This window comes from Butyricicoccus sp. AF35-5AC (assembly GCF_003477715.1).
GTDB lineage: Bacteria > Bacillota > Clostridia > Oscillospirales > Butyricicoccaceae > Agathobaculum > Agathobaculum butyriciproducens.
Map to the genome: position 1 here is coordinate 1 of NZ_QUDX01000046.1, position 659 is coordinate 659.

General features: G+C 48.0%; 1 protein-coding gene. It reads left to right on the forward strand.

What is annotated here, in order from left to right; genetic code table 11:
• On the forward strand, positions 1-638 hold a 638-nt coding region (locus DWZ82_RS14930), incomplete at its 5' end, for a restriction endonuclease subunit S (protein ID WP_243022968.1).
• Positions 639-659: the final 21 nt, after the last annotated feature.

The window sequence follows — 659 nt, forward strand, 5'->3', positions numbered from 1 at the left end:
TAAACGATAATTTACAGCAGCAAGCGATGTCATTGTATGCTGAAATGTTCCTCAACAGCTCCGACAGCAATGTTACCTCTGGAACTCTCAGTGACATTGCAGTCATCACAATGGGGCAGTCTCCGAGTGGCAGCAGCTACAACGAAGACGGTGTTGGCGAGGTTTTCTATCAGGGACGAGCCGAATTTGGATTTCGTTTTCCCAAACGGCGGCTTTTTACCACCGAACCTAAACGCAAGGCTGAGGCTGGCGATGTCCTTCTCAGCGTCCGCGCTCCCGTGGGTGATCTCAATATAGCGTACGAGAGATGCTGCATTGGGCGCGGCTTAGGTGCTATTCATAGTAAAACTGGTCACAGTTCGTTTGTTCTCTATACTATGTTTGCACTCAGGTCTCAGCTTGATGTTTTTAATGGCGAGGGTACAGTCTTCGGCTCCATCAATAGGGATGCACTCAATGCCATACCGATTGATATTCCTCCTGTAACTGAAATCGATCAGTTTGAGGTTGTCGCTCATCCGATAGATGAGTTAATCCGCGCCAACTACGAAGAAAACTGCCGATTGGAAGCAATCCGTGACTCTCTGCTGCCCAAGTTGATGTCCGGCGAGATTGATGTCTGTGCTGTCCAACTTTAAGCCGCTAAATTATCGTTTATA